The organism is Geomonas limicola (assembly GCF_014193675.1).
Taxonomy (GTDB): domain Bacteria; phylum Desulfobacterota; class Desulfuromonadia; order Geobacterales; family Geobacteraceae; genus Geomonas; species Geomonas limicola.
This window is the reverse complement of record NZ_BLXZ01000005.1, coordinates 169,028-188,586: the sequence shown is the minus strand read 5'-3', so window position 1 is coordinate 188,586 and position 19,559 is coordinate 169,028. Positions and strand designations below refer to the sequence as shown.

At 61.5% G+C, this 19,559-nt stretch carries 18 protein-coding genes and 2 riboswitches; of the genes, 5 read left to right on the top strand and 13 right to left on the bottom strand.

Features of this window, described 5'->3' with window-relative positions:
• Window positions 1-229: 229 nt before the first annotated feature.
• Window positions 230-1,027 (bottom strand): tetratricopeptide repeat protein, encoded by a 798-nt coding sequence (locus tag H7688_RS13520; RefSeq protein WP_183361685.1) that lies wholly within the window; start codon window positions 1,025-1,027, stop codon window positions 230-232.
• A 153-nt stretch (window positions 1,028-1,180) separates the two neighbouring features.
• Between H7688_RS13520 and ptsP the strand changes: the two genes are divergently transcribed.
• Window positions 1,181-3,529 carry a phosphoenolpyruvate--protein phosphotransferase gene (ptsP, locus tag H7688_RS13515; RefSeq protein ID WP_183361684.1) on the top strand — a complete coding sequence of 783 codons (2,349 nt, stop codon included), beginning with the start codon at window positions 1,181-1,183 and terminating at the stop codon, window positions 3,527-3,529.
• On the opposite strand, the gene H7688_RS13510 is transcribed toward ptsP, so the two are convergent.
• Complete coding sequence (locus tag H7688_RS13510) at window positions 3,526-3,762, bottom strand: YtxH domain-containing protein (RefSeq protein ID WP_183361683.1); 237 nt, start codon at window positions 3,760-3,762, stop codon at window positions 3,526-3,528. The two genes, ptsP and H7688_RS13510, sit on opposite strands and share 4 nt — an antisense overlap.
• Before the next feature lie 190 nt (window positions 3,763-3,952).
• On the opposite strand from H7688_RS13510, the gene H7688_RS13505 reads away from it, so the two are divergent.
• Entirely contained in the window at window positions 3,953-4,990 is a 1,038-nt protein-coding gene (locus H7688_RS13505; protein WP_183361682.1) for a peptidylprolyl isomerase, read from the top strand.
• A 217-nt stretch (window positions 4,991-5,207) separates the two neighbouring features.
• On the opposite strand, the gene H7688_RS13500 is transcribed toward H7688_RS13505, so the two are convergent.
• Both H7688_RS13500 and H7688_RS13495 read right to left on the bottom strand, forming a co-directional pair.
• On the bottom strand, window positions 5,208-5,720 hold the full coding sequence (locus H7688_RS13500) for a ferritin (protein WP_183361681.1): 513 nt from the start codon (window positions 5,718-5,720) through the stop codon (window positions 5,208-5,210).
• Between the two features lie 144 nt (window positions 5,721-5,864).
• The gene (locus H7688_RS13495) at window positions 5,865-6,650 is read right to left on the bottom strand and encodes a slipin family protein (protein ID WP_183361680.1); all 786 of its coding nucleotides are present in this window, start codon (window positions 6,648-6,650) and stop codon (window positions 5,865-5,867) included.
• A 134-nt stretch (window positions 6,651-6,784) separates the two neighbouring features.
• Between H7688_RS13495 and H7688_RS13490 the strand changes: the two genes are divergently transcribed.
• A complete protein-coding gene (locus H7688_RS13490) occupies window positions 6,785-8,164 on the top strand; it encodes a sigma-54-dependent transcriptional regulator (RefSeq protein ID WP_183361679.1) in 1,380 nt (459 codons plus the stop codon).
• A gap of 91 nt (window positions 8,165-8,255) precedes the next feature.
• Here the strand turns inward: H7688_RS13490 and H7688_RS13485 are convergent, their stop codons facing one another.
• The 3 genes from H7688_RS13485 to H7688_RS22990 are packed head-to-tail and all read right to left on the bottom strand — an operon-like array spanning window position 8,256 to window position 12,567.
• Window positions 8,256-10,334 (bottom strand): response regulator, encoded by a 2,079-nt coding sequence (locus tag H7688_RS13485; RefSeq protein WP_183361678.1) that lies wholly within the window; start codon window positions 10,332-10,334, stop codon window positions 8,256-8,258.
• The gene (locus H7688_RS13480) at window positions 10,331-10,789 is read right to left on the bottom strand and encodes a response regulator (RefSeq protein WP_183361677.1); all 459 of its coding nucleotides are present in this window, start codon (window positions 10,787-10,789) and stop codon (window positions 10,331-10,333) included. The genes H7688_RS13485 and H7688_RS13480 overlap by 4 nt, the downstream gene beginning before the upstream one ends.
• Window positions 10,786-12,567 carry a sensor histidine kinase gene (locus tag H7688_RS22990; RefSeq protein WP_183361676.1) on the bottom strand — a complete coding sequence of 594 codons (1,782 nt, stop codon included), beginning with the start codon at window positions 12,565-12,567 and terminating at the stop codon, window positions 10,786-10,788. The genes H7688_RS13480 and H7688_RS22990 overlap by 4 nt, the downstream gene beginning before the upstream one ends.
• 520 nt (window positions 12,568-13,087) lie before the next feature.
• On the opposite strand from H7688_RS22990, the gene H7688_RS13470 reads away from it, so the two are divergent.
• Both H7688_RS13470 and H7688_RS13465 read left to right on the top strand, forming a co-directional pair.
• Window positions 13,088-13,594: a chemotaxis protein CheX gene (locus H7688_RS13470; protein WP_183361675.1), complete on the top strand. Its 507-nt coding sequence runs from the start codon at window positions 13,088-13,090 to the stop codon at window positions 13,592-13,594.
• Between the two features lie 96 nt (window positions 13,595-13,690).
• Window positions 13,691-13,767: riboswitch (cyclic di-GMP riboswitch) on the top strand.
• A 104-nt stretch (window positions 13,768-13,871) separates the two neighbouring features.
• Window positions 13,872-14,303, top strand: coding sequence for a bacteriohemerythrin (locus tag H7688_RS13465; RefSeq protein ID WP_183361674.1), 432 nt, complete (start codon window positions 13,872-13,874; stop codon window positions 14,301-14,303).
• A gap of 25 nt (window positions 14,304-14,328) precedes the next feature.
• Here the strand turns inward: H7688_RS13465 and H7688_RS13460 are convergent, their stop codons facing one another.
• The 6 genes from H7688_RS13460 to H7688_RS13435 all read right to left on the bottom strand — a co-directional run bounded on the left by H7688_RS13460 (window position 14,329) and on the right by H7688_RS13435 (window position 19,502).
• On the bottom strand, window positions 14,329-14,760 hold the full coding sequence (locus H7688_RS13460) for a fibronectin type III domain-containing protein (RefSeq protein WP_183361673.1): 432 nt from the start codon (window positions 14,758-14,760) through the stop codon (window positions 14,329-14,331).
• A 61-nt stretch (window positions 14,761-14,821) separates the two neighbouring features.
• Window positions 14,822-14,897, bottom strand: a riboswitch (cyclic di-GMP riboswitch).
• A 203-nt stretch (window positions 14,898-15,100) separates the two neighbouring features.
• On the bottom strand, window positions 15,101-15,508 hold the full coding sequence (mscL, locus tag H7688_RS13455) for a large conductance mechanosensitive channel protein MscL (RefSeq protein ID WP_183361672.1): 408 nt from the start codon (window positions 15,506-15,508) through the stop codon (window positions 15,101-15,103).
• 25 nt (window positions 15,509-15,533) lie between these two features.
• Window positions 15,534-16,511: an OmpA family protein gene (locus H7688_RS13450; protein WP_246329806.1), complete on the bottom strand. Its 978-nt coding sequence runs from the start codon at window positions 16,509-16,511 to the stop codon at window positions 15,534-15,536.
• Window positions 16,512-16,845: 334 nt separating this feature from the next.
• Complete coding sequence (locus tag H7688_RS13445) at window positions 16,846-17,940, bottom strand: ABC transporter ATP-binding protein (protein ID WP_183361670.1); 1,095 nt, start codon at window positions 17,938-17,940, stop codon at window positions 16,846-16,848.
• Complete coding sequence (locus H7688_RS13440) at window positions 17,937-18,635, bottom strand: ABC transporter permease (RefSeq protein ID WP_183361669.1); 699 nt, start codon at window positions 18,633-18,635, stop codon at window positions 17,937-17,939. The genes H7688_RS13445 and H7688_RS13440 overlap by 4 nt, the downstream gene beginning before the upstream one ends.
• Window positions 18,636-19,502: an ABC transporter substrate-binding protein gene (locus tag H7688_RS13435; protein WP_183361668.1), complete on the bottom strand. Its 867-nt coding sequence runs from the start codon at window positions 19,500-19,502 to the stop codon at window positions 18,636-18,638.
• Between the last annotated feature and the right edge of the window lie 57 nt (window positions 19,503-19,559).

Sequence of the window (19,559 nt, the reverse complement as noted above, 5' to 3'; positions counted from 1 at the left end):
ACGGCAGGAGAACGCGGAGGCGGGTTGTTGGGTAACGCGGATTAGCCGTAAGCTGCAGATAACGACCGCGACAAAAAAGGGATGACGCTGAACCGGCAGCACGAGCTGTTGACGGTCGGCGTCATCCCTTTTGTTTTCTGGTCTTTCCTTTTGAGGCTGCTTATTTCTGACTTCGGATCCGCGGGAATCCAGTAGGCCCCGCGTCATCCGCGTTTTGGTGAAGCCAGGCTTACTGGTTTTTCATCTCTTCCTTGAGCCCTTCGATCACCGCCTTCACTTCGGCGATCATCTCCTGGGCCTGCGGAGAGCGTTCTTTTTTCAGGTACTGCTCGAAGTAGCCGATGGCATCTGCCATGCGCTCCTGGTCGATACAGATGTTCCCCAGGGTGAGGTAGCTCATGGTGAACTCCGGGTCGAGCCGGATCGCCTCGAGGGTCTCACGCTCGGCGGACTCCAGATCCTCCATGTCGTAGTAGAGTTCGCCGAGGTTGAACCGCGCGGTGGCGTCGGTCGGGTCGATCTCGATCCCCTTCTGATAGGCGGCGATCGCCTTCTCGTTGTCCCCCAGCCCGTAGTAGAGATCCCCCATGGCGTTCAGGGCGAAGACGTTCTTCGGATCGATCTTCAGGGCCTGTTCGAAGGACTTGAGCGCCTCCTCGGCACGTTCCATGGCGTTGTAGACGAGTCCCATGCTGACATAGCCGTCGCACTCCTCGGGTTTGAGCTCGGTCACCTTGCGGTAGCAGGCGAGCGCGTCCTTGTGCTTGCCCGACTCGAAGTAGACGTCACCCAGCGCGGTGAAGCCGTCGAGGTCGTTGGGAGCCAGTTCCAGCCCCTTTTTCAGTGCGGCGATGGCATCGTCGGTCTTCCCCAGTTCGGAAAGCGCCTCGCCCAAGTAGAAGTACCCTTCGGCGTTTTCGGGCTCGAGCGCCATGCACTGCCTGAACATTTCGGCAGCCTTGGCATAGGCTCCCGACTCGAGCTGTGCAATACCCGTTGCCATGGTCTCGTCAAAACTTGTTTTCATGCCCACCTCCGCCTTGCCTCATTATCATTGGCGCACACTATAACAGAGAAGTGCGCTGTTTGCCAACAGTTAGCGGTTAAAATATGATTAAAATACTTCACATTCCGGCTACGTCATCTATACTGCCAGAATCATACTACAAGGGGTGCACCCATGCCGGAGGAAACCGGTGCGCAACTGGGACTGAGGACGCTGGAAGATATCAGCGCGCTCATCCTGCAGTCGCACGACCTTCAGGAAACCCTCGCCAATATAGTGAACCTGGTGGCAAAGAGAATGGCCACCGACGTCTGTTCCATCTACCTTCTGGAAGCAGACGGCGAAACACTGAGACTGCATGCCACGCGCGGCCTGTCGCGCCTGTCGGTCGGCATCACCATGAAGATCTCCGAAGGCCTCACCGGCCTGGCCGTCGAGACCCGGGGGGTGGTTGCTACCGACAACGCACCGCTGCATCCCCGCTACAAGTACTTCCGCCAGACCAAGGAGGAGAAGGTCCTCTCCTTCCTGGGTGTCCCCTTCTTCGAACGCAACAACCCGATCGGCGTCATCGTCGTCCAAAACCGCGAGGCACGCACCTTCACCCCCACCGAGGTAAGCGCCCTCTCCACCATCGCCTGGCAGATCTCCTCCATCGTGTCGAACGCGAAGCTCCTCGATTCGGTGCGCAAGAAGGAAGAGGAGCGCGCCTTCTACGCGGCCGAGGTAGAGCGTCTCAAACAGTCCGGGGTGCTCAAGGACGCGGCCCCGGTCAAGCAGACCAGCACCAAGCAGGCCATGCTGAGCGGCATCGGCATCGCCGCCGGTTTTGCAGCCGGCAAGGTCACCATACTGAACCGGGGCACCAGCGCGGAGCCGGTGGTGGAGCGGGCCCGTCCCCGCGCCGAGGAGCACAAGCGCCTCAAGATCGCGCTGGAGAAGGCACGCATCCAGACCATCTACCTGGAGAAACGGGTGGGCGAGATGCTCTCCGAGGCCGATGCCGCCATCTTCCACAGCCACCTGATGATCCTCGAGGACCGCGGCTTCATCGGCAAGATCGGCTCGTTGATCGACGAGGGGCTCGGGGCGCAGCGCGCGGTCACCGAGGTGGTCGGCCAGTACGTGACGGCATTCTCGCAGATGGCCGACCCCTACCTGCGCGAACGCTCCGCGGACATGGAGGACATCGGCCGCCGCCTGGTGGACGCCCTGAACGGCCACCAACGCAGCCCGGACAAGATGCCGGGGAACCGCATCATCATCGCCCGGGAACTGCTCCCTTCCGACCTCGCCACCATGGATCCCGGCAAGGTGCTCGGCATCGCCACCGAAAAGGGGAACCTGAACGCCCATGCCGCCATCATGGCGCGGGCCTTGGGCATACCGGCCGTCTTCGGCGTCGAGGGGCTCCTCAAACAGGTGGGGGTGCGCAGCTTCGTCATCGTGGACGGCACCTCGGGGTGCGTCTACCTGAACCCCGACGAGAGCGTGAAGCTCGAGTACCAGCGCCTGCAGGGCGAGTTCGACCAGAAGCAGCGCGCCCTGGAGGGGATCCGCGAGCTCCCCGCCGAGACTCCGGACGGCTGCCGGGTGAAGCTTTTGGCCAACATCGGCCTGTTAAGCGATGTCCAGGTCGCGCACCTGCACGGCGCCGAGGGTGTGGGCCTGTACCGCACCGAGTTCCCCTTCATGACCCGGCGAAACTTCCCGGACCGCCAGGTGCAGGCAACGGTGTACCAGAAGGTCCTGGAAGGGTTCCCCGGCATGCCGGTCACCATCCGGACCCTGGACATAGGGGGCGACAAGGGACTTTCCTACTTTCCGCACCCCAAAGAGGACAACCCGTTTTTAGGATGGCGCTCGATCCGGGTATCCCTGGAGCGCCAGGACATCTTCCGCGAGCAGTTGGCGGGGATCCTCCTTGCCTCGCCGTACGGCAGTTGCAACCTGATGTTCCCGCTCATCTCGGGAGTTGACGAGGTGCGCACCATCAAGGGGATCCTCGAGGAGGTGAAAGAGGAGCTCAGGCGCGACGGCAAGCCGTTTGACCAGGAGGTCAAGGTGGGGATCATGGTGGAACTCCCTGCGGCCGTCCTGGTGGCGGACCTGCTGGCCAAGGAGGTGGACTACTTCAGCATCGGCACCAACGACCTGATCCAGTACACCCTGGCCTGCGACCGGAACAACCAGAAGATCAGGAAGTGGTACGATCCCTACCACCCGGCGGTCCTCAAGGCGATCAAGCGGGTGGCCGACGCCGCGGCGCACGCGGGGATACCCGCGACACTGTGCGGGGAGATGGCCGCCGAGCCGATCAACGCTATTTTGCTCATGGGAATGGGGGTGCGCAGCTTCAGCCTTTCGGCGCCCTGCCTGCCGCAGGTAAAAGAAGCGATCCGCCGCATCCCGCTGTCACGGGCGCAACGGATCGCTGATCGGGTTCTCGCCATGGAGACTGCCCAGGCGATCAGGGTGTATCTGGAGGGGGTGCAACAAGAGCTGGGAGCGGAAGGCTGCTAGATCCAGCAGTCACCACCGTCGTACCCCATGGAGTCGCCGCCGTTCTTCTTGCCGCGTAGCTTGGAGCTGCACTCCTTGAGCTTCTCCAGTGCGTCCTCTTTGGCCTCGCCCAGCTTTTCGCGGACCTCGCGCCCGGTCTTCGGAGTGAAGAGCAGTGCAGCACCCGCAGCTACTGCGGCACCTGCGATGAACGCCAAAATTGCCGCCTGTTCGTTTCCGCATTTCTTCGACATGTGGGGCTCCTTGTTATAATGAAGAGTGTCAGCTCAAAAAGTTTGCTGTATTCTTTACCATATTCTTTCCCGCATTAAAACCCCCCTGTTGATTTTTGTCCGTCATTCCACCGGTTCTCAGCCATTTGTGCTTTGATTGCCCCTCAAACGGTGCTATCATCCCCCAAAATTTTCCTTGAAGGAGACGTGCATGTCCTTGAGAAAGACGGTTGTACCTCTTTATGCCGCACTGTGTCTTGCCCTGTCCGCCGCAGCCGCGTTTGCCCAGGATGCCCCCGCTCCGGCCGCCGAACCGGCCAAAACCGTAGCCGCTCCTGCCGCCAAGGCAGAGACCAAATCACCCAGCGATCCCGTGGCCCGCGTTAACGGCACCACCATCACCCGGCTCGAGCTGGACCGCGCCATGAAGGTCATGCTGGCCCAGAACCAGGTAGATGCGGCACAGCTCACTCCCGAGCAGTTGAAACAGGGCCAGGATGTTGCCCTGGACCAGCTGATCGCCGCGGAACTCCTGCTCCAGGAAGCCTCCAAGCACGCCGTGAAGGATCTCGACAAGCTGGTCGACGACAAGATCGCCGTGAACCGCGCCAAGTTTTCCAGCGATGCCGACTTCCAGAAGGCCCTCTCCACGGTGGACATGTCGGTAAACGACATGAAGGATTTTACCCGTAAGGACATCGTCATCAGCAGCTTCATCGAGAGCCAGTACGCCGCCAAGGTGGTGGTCAGCGACGCCGATGCCAAGAAGTTCTACGACGAGAACCTCGAGAAGTACTTCAGCAAGCCGGAGTCCGCGCGGGCCAGCCACATCCTGATCGGTGTCGACGACAAGGCTTCCGCCGAGGACCGCAAGAAGGCCAAGGAGAAGGCGCAGGCCCTGCTGAAGCGCGTGAAGGATGGCGAGGATTTTGCCACCGTCGCCAAGGCCGAATCGAGCTGCCCGAGCGCCAGCCAGGGCGGAGACCTCGGGACCTTCGGGCACGGCCAGATGGTGGCCCCTTTCGAAGAGGCAGCCTTCGCCCTGAAACCGGGACAGATCAGCGACGTGGTGGAGACCCAGTTCGGCTACCACATCATCAAGCTCACCGAAAAGCAGGAAGGCGGCAAGGAGAGCTTCGAATCGGTGAAGGAGAAGATCACCGAGTTCCTCAAACGCGAAAAGACGCAGAAGAGCGTGGTCGACCTGGTAAGCAAGCTCAGGGAAACCGGCAAGATCGAGAAACTGTAGCCGCACGCCCTCCCCTGCCGGACCTCATCGGCGCCGGGGCACGGCAACTCAAGCGCAGATTAATAAGAACGATAATTAACGCCAATCTTTGCTCGCAAAACATCCCCTCCCTTGAAGGGGGAGGGACCTACTGGCGGAAGATCAAAGCTCATCAGGAAAAGAAAAGGGCCCGGTTACCACCGGGCCCTTTTCGTATCTAATTTCTCGGCGCTTCCCCTTAGGCTGCGGTCGGCGGCGGCACGAAGACCCGCGTCGCCATTTCGGCATCCAGCATGAGCAGCCCCTGCCCGTTGTCCCCGATCAGCTTCAGCTTCCCGATGAGGTCGCGGTCGTTCTCCTCTTCCTCCACCTGTTCGGTAACGAACCACTGCAGGAAGATGTAGGTGGCGTGGTCCTTCTCGGTCAGCGCGAGATCGGTGAGGTCGTTGATGGATGAGGTGATGAACTGCTCATGGGTCAGGGTCTTCTCCATCATCTCCAGAAGGTTCTTGAACTCGACCGGAGGCGCGGCAATGGCGCCCAGTTCCACATGTTCGCCGCGGCTGTTTATGAAGTTGAAGAACTTCATGGCATGAACCGTCTCCTCCTGATACTGCACCATGAACCAGTTGGCAGCACCCTTGAGGCCGAGCGTGCCTGCATAGGAGGACATGGAAAGGTACAGGTAGGCGGAATAGATTTCATTGTTCAGCTGCTTGTTCAGTGCGTCCTTGAGCTTCTTGGTGAGCATCGTGATATTCCCCCTTGTGATTGCATGACGACATGCACGGATCTACCATCCGTTTCTGCGTTCTGTTTTCTAAGTATCTCTTCCGAGACTGCCGGCACTTACGGGTATCCCGCGATCGCCTAAGACCTGCCCCGCGTCTGACGGCTATTTCTCCGGCGCTTTCTTTCTCGGCAGCTCCCCTTCCAGGAACATCTTGATCATGTCGATCGGCACCGGGAAGATGGTCGTGGAATTCTTCTCGGCGGCAATCTCGGTCAGGGTCTGCAGGTAGCGCAGCTGCAGCGACATCGGCTCCGCCCCCATGATCTGCGCAGCCTGGGCCAGTTTTTCCGAGGCCTGCAGTTCGCCTTCGGCGTGGATCACCTTGGCCCGGCGCTCGCGCTCGGCCTCGGCCTGGCGTGCGATTGCGCGCTGCATCTCCTGCGGCAGGTCGATATTTTTCACCTCGACCAGGGTGACCTTCACACCCCAGGGCTCGGTCTGCCGATCGAGGATCTCCTGCAGTTCCCGGTTGATCTTCTCCCGGTTGGCCAGAAGTTCGTCCAGGTCGACCTGCCCCAGGACGCTCCTCAAGGTGGTCTGGGAGAGCTGGCTCGTCGCGTAGAGGAAGTTCTCCACCTCGACCACCGCCCGCACGGCATCCACCACCCTGAAGTAGATCACCGCGGAGACCTTGACCGTCACGTTGTCGTGGGTGATCACGTCCTGCGACGGGACGTCCATGGCGACGATACGCAGCGAGACCCGGACCAGTCGGTCGACACCGGGGATGATGAAGATGAGCCCCGGACCGCGCACCGATTTGACGCGACCCAGTCGGAACAACACGCCGCGCTCGTATTCCGGCAGCACCCGAACTGCGTTGGCGAGCAGCAGGACCAGCAGACCGGCCAGGACAAGAAAGGGAAACAGTCCGAAGACGTCCAGCATGAGGCCTCCTCAGGGGCTGCGCCAGATTCAGAGCCCGGACAAGTATACACGCAAAGCTGCCGCCGTCAATTTGATACCTTGCCAAAACAGCGCATCCATGTTATCAACAAAATCTAACAATAGGACCGCCTGATATGAAACCAGCCACCAAAATCCTCCTCATAGAAGACGACCCGGGCAGCCGCGACGCCCTGATGGCCCTTTTGAAGGGGAGCGGTTTTGCCATGACCGAGAGCTCGAGCGGCAAGGAAGGACTGCAGCTTTTAACCGGCGAGCGTTTCGACATCGTCATCTGCGACCTCTTCCTCCCCGACATGAGCGGCATCGAGATTCTCACCCAGGTGAAGGTCGACTCGCCGCGTACCGAGGTCATCCTGATCACCGGTCACGCCTCCGCCGAAACCGCCGTCAAGGCGATGAAGGAAGGGGCCTACGACTACATCACCAAGCCCCTCAACTTCGACGAGTTGCGCATCATCATCGACAAGGCCGTCGAGAAGGGGCAGCTCTTAAGCGAGAACGTCTACCTCAAGAAGCAGTTGCAGGACAAGTACGAGTTCTCCAACATCATCGGGAACTCGCAGGCCATGCAGGCGCTCTTCTCCCGGATGAAGCGGATCATCAAGACCGACTCCACGGTGCTCATCCTGGGGGAATCCGGCACCGGCAAGGAACTGGTGGCGAAGGCGATCCACTTCAACGGCAACCGCAAGGACCGCCCCTTCATCGCCGTGAACTGCTCCGCGATCCCGGAAAACCTCCTGGAGAGCGAACTGTTCGGGCACGTGAAGGGTGCCTTCACCGGGGCCATCAAGGAGAAGGTGGGGAAATTCGAGGCCGCCCACCTGGGAACCATCTTCCTCGACGAGATCGGCACCCTCCCCATGCACCTGCAGACCAAGCTGTTGCGCGTGTTGCAGGAGCAGGAGATCGAGCGGGTCGGCTCGAACCGCCAGATCAAGCTGGACGTCCGGGTCATCTCGGCCACCAACGTGAACCTCGAGGAGGAGGTGAAACGCGGCAACTTCCGCGAGGACCTCTTCTACCGCCTCAACGTGATTCCGCTGTTGCTCCCCCCCTTGCGCGAGCGCATCGAGGACATCCTGCCGCTCACCCGCCACTTCCTGGAGAAAAACTGCCGCGCCATGCAGCGCCCCATCATGCACCTGGAGAAGGAGGCGCTCGAGGCACTCGAAGCGTATCCCTGGAACGGCAACGTGCGCGAACTCGAGAACATCATGGAGCGCGTGGTGGCGCTTACCGAAGGGGATACCATCACGCTGCGCGACCTCCCCGGCAACATCGTGAAGGCGTACCTCGAGCGTGCCGGTTCCCCGACCAGCGTCACCCCCCAGGGGATCGACATGGTGCAGACCATCAACGACATCGAGAAGAAGATGATCAGCGAGGCCCTGCAGTTGTCCGGGGGAGTGAAGGCGCGCGCCGCCCTCATGCTGAGCATCAACCGCACCACCCTGGTAGAGAAGATGCGCCGGCTGGGGATGCCGTTGTAACAGGATTTTTTTCCGGTCTCCGGCCTGACTGCGAAAAAAAAGGGGGCCTCAAACCGAGGTCCCCTTTGCTTTTTTCTTTAGGAATCAGATATCAAGTGTCCTGACGAAACGCCTTCAAGGTCTCGCTGATGACCTGCAGGCATTCCTTGAAGTCGATCGGCTTCGAGAGGTAGGCGTCCATGCCGGCCTGCAGGCAACGGGCCTCGTCCTCCTTCAGGGCGTGGGCGGTCATGGCGACGATCGGGATGTGCCCGCCGCGCTCGCGCTCCCGTGCGCGAATGGCGGCGGTCGCCTCGAAACCGTTCAGGCGGGGCATCTGCACATCCATCAGGATCAACTGGTAGGGCTCCGCTTCCCACAACTCCACCACCCTCTCCCCATTCTCTGCAAAGACGACCTGGTACCCGGAACGTTCCAGCATGGCCACCAGGACCTGGCGGATTACCTGGTCGTCCTCGGCCACCAACAGCCTCAGCTTGCCGACAGTCGCGGCCGGTGCCACGGGTGCCGGGGAGGCCGCCGGTGCCGCCGCAGCCAGCGCATCCTCGGAACCGGTCGCCGCGCCGAAGGGAATCCGGCAGGTGAAGGTGCTCCCCTCCCCTTCCACGCTCACAAAGGAGATGGCCCCCCCCATCCGCTCCACGATTTCCTTGCTGATGGCAAGCCCCAGACCGGTCCCGCCGTACCTGCGCGAATGCGACTCGTCCACCTGGCTGAAGACCAGGAACAGCAGGTCCTCCTTGTTGCTCGGGATGCCGATACCGGTGTCGGTGACCACGAAGTGGATCTCGTGCCTGCCGTCGCCACGCTCCGCTCCCGCAGTCACCCTGAGCCCCACCCGGCCCCGTTCGGTGAACTTCACCGCGTTACCCACCAGGTTGGTCAATACCTGGTTCAACCGGATCTGGTCGCCCACGAGCATCCCGGGCACCGCGTCGCCCACGGAAAACTCCAGCGTGAGCCCCTTATTGCGGGCCACGGGGAGCAGCAGGTTGAAGGTGTTCTCCACGCAGGTAAGCACGGAAAAGGGCTTCTCCTCCAGGGTGAGCTTGCCCATCTCGATCTTGGTGAGGTCGAGGATATCGTTGAGGATGCGCACCAGCGCCCGCGCCGAACTGTGCGCGGTTTCGATGTAGCTGCGCTGTTCGGGGTTGAGCTGCCCGGAGAGCGCCAGGTCCAGCATGCCGAGTACCCCGGCCATCGGGGTGCGCAGTTCGTGGCTCATGTTGGCCAGGAACTGGCTCTTGGTCCGGGCAGCGGTCTCGGCCACCTCCTTGGCCTCCCTGAGTCCCTGTTCGAAGATCTTGCGCTCGGTGATGTCGTGGGCGATGTGCACCGAGCCGAGATGCTCGCCGTCCTCGTCGAGAAGCGGCGTCGTGGTGACCAGGAAGTCGCCGCCGAACCTTTCCAGGTGTAACTCGGCCGCGTGACTCAAGCCGTCTTCCAGGCTCAGGGAGTGCGGACAGCTCATGGGCGGGCATTGGGAGCCGTGCACCACCTCGTGACACGCAAGCCCCACGCACTCCTCGGGGGTGCGCCCCAGGCGGCCGGCCATGGCATCGTTTACCCGAAGCACGCGGTGCTGGTGGTCCAGGATGGCAATGAGATCCGGGACGCTCGCAAAGGTGCGCTCCCACTGTTCCTTGATGCGCCGCATGGCGTCTTCGGCACGCTGCCGCTCGGCGATCTCCACCCTGAGTGCCTCGTTGGCAGTGGTGAGTTCGACGGTGCGCTCGGCGATACGTTCCTCGAGGCTGTTGTTGAGCTCGAGCAGCGCGTTTTCGGTGCGGCCGCGCTCGATGGCGTAGCGCACCGCGCGCAATAGGACATCGCTCCCCGCCTCCCCCTTGACCAGGTAGTCCTGCGCCCCTTCGCGAATCGCCTCGAGGCCGACCCTTTCGTCCTGGTTGCCGGTAAGGACGATGATGGGCAGCTTGGCCGCCTGAAAGCGCATGGCACGGAAGGTCTCCATGCCGCTGCTGTCGGGTAGTCCCAGGTCGAGGAGCACGATGTCGAAGTACTCGCGGCTCACCCGGTCCAGCGCCTCGAAGAGACGCCCAACGCAGACCACCTCCCACTGCGTGGCCCCCTGCTCCGGCAACTGGAACAGCAAGAGATCCGCGTCCCCCGGGTTGTCCTCGACCAGAAGCACCCGCAGCGATTCCTTCATCGTCTGTCCCCGTTGGGCGGCAGCACCACGATGCTCAGCCAGAAGTTCTCGATCGAGCGCACCACGTTCAAGAACTGGTTGAGGTCGATCGGTTTGGTGATGTAACAGTTGGCGTGCAGGTTATAGGAGCGGTAGACGTCCTCCTCGGCCTGCGAGGTGGTCAGGATCACCACGGGGATGCTCCTGAGCTCGGGGTCGGACTTGATCTCGGAGAGGACCTCGCGGCCGTCCTTGCGTGGCAGGTTCAGGTCGAGCAGGATGAGATCCGGGCGCGGGGCGTCCTGGTAACCCGCCTGGCGGCGCAGAAAGGCCATGGCCTTCTCGCCGTCGTCCACGACGTGCAGGTTGTTGGAGAGCTTGCCGCTGTCCAGCGCCTCGCGCGCCAGGTCGGCGTCCCCGGGATTGTCCTCGACGAGCAGTATGGTGATCGGTTTTACCAGGTGGTTGGGCGTCATGGTGCCTCCCGTTTCGGCAGGGTGAAATAAAAGGTGGAGCCCCTGCCCGGCTCCGATTTGAACCAGATCCGGCCGCCGTGGCGTTCCACGATCCGCTTGCAGATGGCAAGCCCGATTCCGGTTCCCGGATACTCCTGGCGCGAGTGCAGCCTCTGGAAGATGACGAAGACCTTTTCCGCGTACTGGGCCTCGACGCCGATGCCGTTATCCCGCACCGCAAAGCGCCATTCGTCCCCCAGGTCCCGCGCCGCCACCTCGATGCGCGGGGCAACCGGACCGCGGAACTTGAGGGCGTTGCCCACCAGGTTCTGGAACAGCTGGACCAGTTGGGTCGGGTCTGCGGGGACCTGCGGGAGCAACTCGCAGTGGATCTCCGCCCCGCTCTCCTCGATGGCCGTATCCAGGTTACGCAACGCCTCGTCCAGCGCCGCCTGAGAGTCGCTCAGCTCGAACTCCTTGCCGCGGGTGCTGACCCGGGAATAGGCCAACAGGTCGTTGATGAGCCGCTGCATGCGCACGGCACCGTCGACGGCGTAGTCGATGAACTTGTGCGCCTTCTCGTCGAGCTCCCCCTGGTAGCGCTGGGCCAGGAGCTGGGTGTAGCTCGAGACCATCCTGAGCGGCTCCTGCAGGTCGTGGGAGGCCACGTAGGCGAACTGCTCCAGCTCGCGGTTGGAACGCTCCAGTTCGTCGAGCGAGTGGTTCAGTTCGGCCTGGCGTATCTGCAAGAGGTCCGAGGCCTGCACCAGGGCCTGTGCCACCGCCTCGCTCTCCCGGACGCCGAAGGTGTCGAAATGGGTCACCTGTTCGCCGCGGCCGATGGCGAGTGCCGGATCCACCAGGGCCTGGATCCCCTGGGTGATGCGGCGGGCAAACCCGAGGGCGAGGGTGATGCCGAAGAGCGAGATCAGGGTGGAGCCTGCCACGGCCCAGCCGGTCCACTGGTAGATGGCATCCATCACCACCGACTTCGGCACCCCCACCACCACGTTCCAGCGCGAGAAGGTGGAACGGCAGAAACTCACCATCGCCTTGTGCCCCTCGACGTTGACGTACTCTGCGCTCCCCTCCTTGAGGTGCGCCAGCTTCTGGTGCAGGACGTTGGCGCGTTTGCCGACGAAGCGCTCCGGGTTGCGCGAGCGGGCCACCACCACGTTCTTGCTGTCCAGGATGACGGAGTACCAGTTCGCGGGGAGCTCATGCTGGCGCAGCACGGCATCCAGGCGGTCCGAGGGGAAGGTCATGGCCAGATCGTAGGCCACCTTCCCCTGGTCGAGCACCGGGACGTCGATACTAACCAGGGCTCTTTTGGTGACGGCCCCCATGAAGAGATCGCTGATGATGGGCTTGCCGTCCTGGAAGATGCGGCGCACGGTATCCGGGTTGTTGCGCTTGGGAAGCTTGGTTCCATAGGGGCGGGCGGAATTCACCAGCTGCTGGCCGGTGGCGTCGGCCACGATGATGTCGGCCCCGGGGAAGGCCTTGAGCAATTCTTTGACCTGGAGATGGACCGCATGAAAATCGCCGGTATCGAAGCTGGGAGAGGTGGACAGGGCCACCAGGGCGGACTGCACCGAGGAGAGATCGCGGTCTACCACCATGGCGAGCGCCCGCGCCGACTCCTGCATGGTGCGGCTCACCTCGTCGCGCTTCACGGTGTAGGCGTGGTAGACCAGGAGGCCGGAAACCAGCCATACCGGCAACACGGCGGCCAACACCAGGCAGGCCAGCTGGTAGCGGATGGTCGACGATCTTTTGAAACCCGGTAAAGGAATCATGTCGCGCTCGTTACTGGTTCCAGCACTCTCGGCAGAATTAGAGATGCCTGGGTTTAGCCGGCTCCCTGGAACCTGCCCCAGGCCAGAAAACCGAGCTCTGAGACACGTATCGGCAGGTTGACTCGGTACATGAAGACTTCTTGCCGGAGCATAGGGTAAGAGAGGTCGCACAGTGAAATACACGCTTCACTGACAAGTTTAGAAGCAACTATAGTAAAAACTCTGCTTCGGCCTCTCAGTTTACCATGTAGCGCTGGTGGAATACTGACAACAAGGGGCTGATTGTCGAGATAGTACTGGTTTGTCCGCAGTATTTCAAGCGTAGAGACAGTCGGTCAGCATTTGTTTGAGCCAACTCAAGCGCATGTGGCACACGACACCGTGAGAGGGAAGTACGCTGGTTGGCCGGCACCGCCATCACGGAGAAATAACTTTTCCCTTTAGAACTGGCCGGTTCAACCGATGTATAAGGTAAGAAAGAACTGTCAGCGGCTTGTACTGGGCAGCAGGAGGGGCACGAATGCCAATCAACCAAGAGGTTCTCGCTCAGCTCAATACCACTCAGACCGAGCTGGTAAGCCTGCTGGCACAAGACGTCCGGGAGATTTTCAGCATGATGGTCGGCATGGAGCTCCCCCTGTGCGATTCGCTTACCTTGGCCGATGCACGGTTCAAGGGGTGCGTGAGCGCAATGATTCTGCTGAGCGGAAGTTACCAGGGGGTGGTCAGCTTTCATGCCACGCCCCGGGCGGCAATGGACATCGCGGGGCAGATGCTCGGCATGGAGTTGACCGAGGTCGACGCCGACGTGACCGACGCCGTGGGTGAGATCGCCAATATGGTCGGGGGATCCTTCAAACACCACTTCGTCAACGATGGCCACGAAGTGCGCCTCCTGCCGCCGACGGTCATCGAGCGCAACGAAAAATTCCGCCCTCCCGGCAGCAACGACGACCTTTTGGCGCTGCTCTTCGAGGCGGGGCAGGAACACGTCCTGGTTACCGTGCACCTGGAGACCTGGAACTGAGATTCGTTTCGGGCAACTGGAACTACCAAAAAGTTACATTGACATAGCCAGGTGCTTGCGCTATCGTTCCTGCACATAATCTGGTCCGACGCAGATACACGACAATACTAAACCATCCGCGAGGATGGGACGGAAAGCCTACAGGGTCTCACCGAGACAGCCGGGTCGCCGAAATATCAACCGATATTGGCGACCTGGCTTTTTTTGTGCTTTTTATCCTTAGGGATTGCAGCAACTGTTGAGTTCATTGTCAATACTGCACCACCGGAGAAGTCGTATGCCGATTATTGAATGGAATGCAGGTTTCATGCTGGGCATTGGCGAGATCGACCAGCATCACAAGCAGCTGGTTCAACTGCTCAACGACACGTACGACGAGTTCCGTGCCGGGGCGCGGATCGGCCTGCCGGTGATCGAACAGTTGATCGACCACGCCGAACGGATCTTCACCCTTGAAGAACAGCTGATGCGTGAGGTCTGCTATCCGCAGTTGGGCGAACACCTGAACGAGCACGAAGGGTTCACCAGCAGGATCGGGGGGTTCAAGGCCAACTACACCAACAGCGAAGGGACTTCGATCGAACTGCTCTGGTTTCTGTGCAACTGGGTCACCCACCACCTGCGCGAGACCGACGCCGAGCTTGCCCAGTTCATCGAGGTGCACAAGATCCAGAAACGCCTCAGGAAGCCGGTCCAGCCGCGGCGTTGATCCTCCCCGCGGCTGGTCGGTGTCTCTAGTTGATGGTCTTATAGAGCTCGTTGGAGCGCGGACTTTCGTACCCCGTAGCATCGTAGGTGGTGACGCAGAAGTAGTAGGTTCCCGGCGCCAGGCCGCTCACCGTGTATCCCTGTACCAACCCGACATCGAGTACCGTGCCGTAGGAACCCGGGGCGCTGCCGTAGTAGACCTTGAAACCTGCCGCCCCCTCCTGCGGCGGGTTCCAGGACAGCTTGGCAACGCCGCTTTGCTGCGTCGCACCGCCAGCCGCCGGTGCGGTAGCGGTTGAGCTGGTACCCGTTGCGGAACCGTTCGAAGCACCGGTGCTCACCGAACTGGTAACCTCCCCCGAACCACTGGCAGTAGCCCCCCCGCCCCCGCCGCATCCCTGACAGGCAAGTGCAAGAATAAGCGCCGTTCCTGCCAACATCATGCTCCTTTTACTCATAGCAACCCCCTTCACTTGATTTTGAAACGCAAAAAAGCCGGGTCGGAGTATCGTCAGATAACTCGGCGACCCGGCTGTCTCGGTGAGACCCGTGGGCTTTCCGTCCCACCCTCGCGGATGGTTTAGTATTGTCGTCTATCTCAGGCCCGGCAATGTTGCCTGACAGTACCCCAAATGCCGCCTTCAGTCAGTGACCACCGTCACCGGAAGCCTCATTGCCAAAAAAGACCAAACTGGTCCATTATTATCAAAAAAACTGCGCCTAATTGACAGAAACATCATCAATCAGGCGCAGCTGTGTCAGCAAACGAAAACCAGGTTCAGTTGTACAGCTACCTTCCTAGGACTGCTGCGTACCGCAGGCCTTGCACCTGCGCGCCTCAAGCGGGATGTTCTCCAGGCACTCGGGACAACTCTTGCTCGGAGGAGGCGGCGCGGCAGGTTTGAGCAGCATCTTGGTGACCAGGAAGACCACGAAGGCGATCAGGGCGAAGTCGATAAGGGTCCCCAAAAGATGCCCGTAGGCGATGGCGCTCTCGGAGACCTTCCCCTTGGCGTCCACCACCGTGCGCAGCACCAGTTTGGCCTCGCGCCAGTCTCCGGCCGGCAGCAGGATCCCGATGACCGGCATGAGCAGATCATCGACGATCCCCGACACTACCTTGCCGGTGGCCGCACCGATGATGACACCTACCGCGAGGGCAAGTGCGTTCGACTTGGTGAGGAATGCCTTGAATTCCTGCAGCATGAACGATCCTCCCTACCCGACGGGGCTAGTCGCAGATGAAGTTGGCTTCGATACGCCGGTTCTGCGCCTTGCCTTCGGCGGTCTTGTTGGTGGCGCGGGGCCTGGTGGGGCCGTACCCTTTGGCCTGCAGACGCTCGGGAGCAACCCCGAAGTTCTTGATCAGGTAGTTGCGCACGCTGTCGGCGCGGCGCTGGGAGAGCTTCATGTTGCTTGCCTGGTCGCCCACACTGTCGGTATGCCCTTCGATGACACCGTGCGCCTTGGGGAACTCGGCGAGGAAATCCGCCAGCTTCTTGAGCTCGGCGTGGTACTTCGCTTTGATGTCGAACTTGTTGGTGTCGAACTGGACATCGACGACGGTCGGGCTGCACAACTTGGGAGCCGGAACCACGACAGGAGCGGGCTGGGTTACCGCAATCTCGGTCGTGCTGACGGCGCTACCGCCGGCACCGCTGCAGCTCAGCTCGTAACGGGTCGCTTCCGCAGGGGTGATCTTCAGGGAGCCGCTGGTCTCGACCGCGCCGATTCCCGGAGCTATCTGGCAACGAGTGGCGTTCTGGGAGTTCCAGGTGAGGGTCGCCGACTCGCCTTTCACGATGCTGGCCGGTGCGACACTGAGCGTGTCGGTAGGTGCCGGGGCGGGAGGCGGGGCTACGGGAGCCGGTGCCACCGGGGCCGGTTTCGGTGCGGGGGGCTCGACCGGCGGGGGAACAACCTTGGGAGCCTGCGGCGGGCAAAGCGCCTGTGCCTTGGCGGTCGCCTCATTGGCAAGGGCGACACCCTCTTCGGTGTGGCAGGCCCGGTAGACATCGTAGGCCTTGTCACGGGCGGCCTCGGCGGCCTTGAACTCTGCAGGGCAGGTCTGATTCTTGCCAGCCTGACGGGCAGCTTCTACCGCACGGTCAGCCTGCTGCAGTTCCTGCCTGATGTAGAGTCCGGGGATGTTGCCGCGTTGCGTATTGATCTCGTAGCTCGCACAACCACTAAGAGAAACGGCAGACACTACTAAGAAAATTACGGGCAAAGCTTTTCCTGTTTTAGACATTCTTTTCCTCCTATGACATTGAATCAAGCAATAACACCACGATAAACATACTATTAGAAATCCCCTAGTCAAGTACAAACGAGCACTTCAACTAATCTTCAGCATATAGCTTGTCTGTTAATATGCCCTGCCTAATCCATCATCCTCGTAGCAAGATACTGTAAGCTGAAAGCAGAGACAAAAAAAGGCGGCTTCGGAAAAGAAGTCGCCTCATCGGGCGTCGATGTGGTGAGGTCAAGGAAGGTGGCAGAGGCCCGGTGCGGAGCGTGGCAGCTGGCGCGACCTGCCGTTCTTACCGTTTGGTTATGGGGTGTACCGAGCTCGCCTTGAAGGAGGCGAAGACCGTCCCCCCCTGGACCAGCCCGAGTTTTGCGAAGGATTCGCGGGTCACGTAGGAGGTAAGCGGGAAACCGCAGTCCAGCCTGAGGCGCAAAAGCGGCCCCAGGGAGGCGGTCTCCACGATACGCGCCTTAAAGACGTTGCGCGCGCTGCTGGAGTACGGCGGGTCGATGCTCACCGTCACGTTTTCGGGGCGGATGCAGCAGTAGGCCTGCTCGCCCGGCGCCTGTTCGCCGACGGCGTCCAGTTCCAGATCCCCCACCTTGAGGGTCATCTGCTGTTCGCGGTTCACCAGCACCACCCCCTCGAGGATGGTCTCCATGCCGACGAAGTTCGCGACGAACTCGTTGACCGGGGCGTTCATCACCGCAGCCGGAGTGCCGTCCTGCACGATGGAACCGCCGTTTAGCACCACCACCCGGTTCGAGAGTCTCAGTGCCTCGGACTGGTCGTGGGTCACCAGAATAGCCGCAATCCCCCGCTCCCGGATCACCCGGTCCATGTCATCGGTAAGCGACTGACGGGTCGGCGGGTCAAGGTTGGCGAACGGCTCATCGAAGAAGATGAGTTCCGGTTCCACCGCAAAGGCGCGTGCGAGGCTCACCCGACGCGCCTCGCCGCCGGAGAGTTTGCGCGCCGAGCGCTTGGCCATCTCCGCCAGCTTGAAGCGCTCCAGGTAGGCGTAGACGCGCTCCTTCAGTTCCTGCCCCCCTACCCCGCGGATCTTGAGCCCGCTCGCCACGTTCTCGTAGACCGTGGCATCGAAGAGCAGCGGTTCCTGCAGCACCATGGCTATCCTGCGCCGGAAGGCGAGTTGCGCGGCGGCCGAGTCGACCGGCGTACCGCGGTAGCTCAGCGAGCATCCCTTTCCCGCCTCGACAAGCCCCATGATGGCAAGCAGCAGGGTAGTTTTTCCCGCACCGTTGGGGCCGATCAACGAGACGAAGTCGTTCTCCCCGAGCGAGAACGACGGTATGTCGAGGATCGCGGCACCGCCACGCCGCACGGTGAGCCCGGAGAGTTCCAATACCTGTGCCGGAGTGGTCATCGTGGCCTCTCCCGCTGCTGGATCAGGGTCAATAGGTAATTGATCAGGAAACAGAAGAGTAAAAGGATCACCGAGAGGGCGATGGCGATATCGAAGTTGCCGCGCCCGGTCTCCATGACGGTCGCGGTGGTGAGCACCCGGGTGTAACCCTTGACGTTGCCCCCCACCATGATCGAGGCGCCCACCTCGGAGATCACCCCGCCGAACCCGGCCATCACCCCGGCCATGAGCGGCAGTCGGGCCTCCTTGATCAGCATCCAGACCAGCTGGGTGCGCGTGGCTCCCAGGGCGAGTATCTGCAGCCTCAGGTTAGCCGGGAGGTTCTGCATGGCGGCGATGGTGATCCCCATGACGATCGGGGTAGCGATCACCGACTGGGCGATGACGATGGCGCTCGGGGTATAGAGGAGTTCCAGGAAACCAAGGGGGCCGTTACGCCAGAGCAGGATGGAGACAAAGAGCCCCACCACCACGGGGGGAAGCCCCATCCCGGTATTGACCAGGCTCACCAGCACCTTGCGGCCGGGGAAGCTGGTGAGCGCGATCAGGGTTCCCAGCCCGATGCCGAGCACCAGGCTTATGAGCGTGGCGAGGCCGGACACCTTGAGCGAGAGCCAGGCGATCCCCAAGACCTCCCGGTCCAGGGTGAACAGGAGCCGGAAGGCCTGGAGTATGCCGTCGAAAATCAGATCCATCTACAGCCCCAGCGACTCCGGTTTCTTGCCGGCATCCGGGAAGAACAGCGGCGCGCCGAACTCCTTGGTGCCGAAGCTGCCGACGATGCCCTGGGTCGCGGGGGCCACCATGAAGTCGCCAAACGCCCTGGCGCCGGCGTGGTTCACCTTGGGCCACTTGGCCGGGTTCACCTCGATCACGTGGTAGATGTTGAGGAGTTTCGGCTCGCCGGCGACCAGGATCTCGAGACCCAGGTGCCGCTTCTTGTTGAGTGCCAGGTAGGTGCCGCGGTCGGCAAGCAGGTAGCCGTGCTTTTCGGCGGCGACGTTGAGGGTCTCGCCCATCCCCAGGCCGGTCTGCTGGAACCACTTCTGCCCCTCGGGCGCGATGCCTGCCGCCTTCCAGAGCCCCTTCTCCTTGGCGTGGGTGCCGGAGTTGTCACCGCGGGAGAGGAACAGCGCGCCGGCCTGGGCGATCTTCTTGAACGCCTCGGCCGCGGTTTTCAAGCCGCGGATCTTGGCGGGGTCGTTGGCCGGTCCCAGGATCAGGAAGTCGTTGTGCATCACGAGCCTGCGGTTCACGCCGAAGCCCTGCGCCATGAAGGTCTTCTCGGCCTCCGGCGAATGCACCAAGAGTACGTCAGCCTCCCCTTTCTCCCCCATCTTCATCGCCTGCCCGGAACCAACCGAAATGGTCTTCACGAAGTAGCCGGTCTGTTTCTCGAACATCGGCACCAGGACGTCCAAGAGGCCGGAATCCTGGGTGCTGGTGGTGGTGGCCAGAATCAGGTTCTTCTGTGCCGGTGCGGCACCTGCCGGCGACAAGATCAACAGCGTCAGCATCAGGCAGGTCATAAGGCCGGTTGCCAGCTTCAAAATGCGGTTCATGGTACGTCCTCCTCGATCGATGGAAATTGCCGCGCGAGGTCGGCTCGGGCGACAGGT

Excerpts from the sequence above, each read along its gene's own strand:
- H7688_RS13520 (WP_183361685.1), bottom strand. The coding sequence starts at position 1,027 with ATGAAAACAAGTTTTGACGAGACCATGGCAACGGGTATTGCACAGCTC.
- ptsP (WP_183361684.1), top strand. The coding sequence starts at position 1,181 with ATGCCGGAGGAAACCGGTGCGCAACTGGGACTGAGGACGCTGGAAGAT.
- H7688_RS13510 (WP_183361683.1), bottom strand. The coding sequence starts at position 3,762 with ATGTCGAAGAAATGCGGAAACGAACAGGCGGCAATTTTGGCGTTCATC.
- H7688_RS13505 (WP_183361682.1), top strand. The coding sequence starts at position 3,953 with ATGTCCTTGAGAAAGACGGTTGTACCTCTTTATGCCGCACTGTGTCTT.
- H7688_RS13500 (WP_183361681.1), bottom strand. The coding sequence starts at position 5,720 with ATGCTCACCAAGAAGCTCAAGGACGCACTGAACAAGCAGCTGAACAAT.
- H7688_RS13495 (WP_183361680.1), bottom strand. The coding sequence starts at position 6,650 with ATGCTGGACGTCTTCGGACTGTTTCCCTTTCTTGTCCTGGCCGGTCTG.
- H7688_RS13490 (WP_183361679.1), top strand. The coding sequence starts at position 6,785 with ATGAAACCAGCCACCAAAATCCTCCTCATAGAAGACGACCCGGGCAGC.
- H7688_RS13485 (WP_183361678.1), bottom strand. The coding sequence starts at position 10,334 with ATGAAGGAATCGCTGCGGGTGCTTCTGGTCGAGGACAACCCGGGGGAC.
- H7688_RS13480 (WP_183361677.1), bottom strand. The coding sequence starts at position 10,789 with ATGACGCCCAACCACCTGGTAAAACCGATCACCATACTGCTCGTCGAG.
- H7688_RS22990 (WP_183361676.1), bottom strand. The coding sequence starts at position 12,567 with ATGATTCCTTTACCGGGTTTCAAAAGATCGTCGACCATCCGCTACCAG.
- H7688_RS13470 (WP_183361675.1), top strand. The coding sequence starts at position 13,088 with ATGCCAATCAACCAAGAGGTTCTCGCTCAGCTCAATACCACTCAGACC.
- H7688_RS13465 (WP_183361674.1), top strand. The coding sequence starts at position 13,872 with ATGCCGATTATTGAATGGAATGCAGGTTTCATGCTGGGCATTGGCGAG.
- H7688_RS13460 (WP_183361673.1), bottom strand. The coding sequence starts at position 14,760 with ATGAGTAAAAGGAGCATGATGTTGGCAGGAACGGCGCTTATTCTTGCA.
- mscL (WP_183361672.1), bottom strand. The coding sequence starts at position 15,508 with ATGCTGCAGGAATTCAAGGCATTCCTCACCAAGTCGAACGCACTTGCC.
- H7688_RS13445 (WP_183361670.1), bottom strand. The coding sequence starts at position 17,940 with ATGACCACTCCGGCACAGGTATTGGAACTCTCCGGGCTCACCGTGCGG.
- H7688_RS13440 (WP_183361669.1), bottom strand. The coding sequence starts at position 18,635 with ATGGATCTGATTTTCGACGGCATACTCCAGGCCTTCCGGCTCCTGTTC.
- H7688_RS13435 (WP_183361668.1), bottom strand. The coding sequence starts at position 19,502 with ATGAACCGCATTTTGAAGCTGGCAACCGGCCTTATGACCTGCCTGATG.